At 42.7% G+C, this 281-nt stretch carries 1 protein-coding gene; it reads left to right on the plus strand.

The features are described from left to right. Positions 1 to 281: 4-hydroxyphenylacetate 3-hydroxylase N-terminal domain-containing protein (locus HRJ06_RS23755; RefSeq protein WP_277874725.1), on the plus strand; the 281-nt coding region annotated here is incomplete at both ends.

Here is a 281-nt window from a genome sequence, read left to right on the forward strand (position 1 = left end):
GCAGCGGATAAGCCAAGTGTGTATGACTACCCGCTTTCCACTCGCTTTGATGAAACCGACGCATTGGCTGTTTTAGAAGATGTTTTCGTCCCGTGGGAAAATGTATTCGCTTATAAAAATATTGAACTAACATACAAACAGTTTTTCGAAACACCAGCACACAATTTTGGGAATACACAAGCTCAAATCCGTTTTGTAACGAAACTTCAATTTATTACGGGCTTAGTCAAGAGAATGACCACCACAACCGGGACCATCAAAATGCCGCCAGTTCAGGGGCT

This window comes from Mesobacillus harenae (assembly GCF_013343715.1).
In the GTDB taxonomy this organism is placed as follows: Bacteria; Bacillota; Bacilli; order Bacillales; family Cytobacillaceae; genus Mesobacillus_A; species Mesobacillus_A harenae.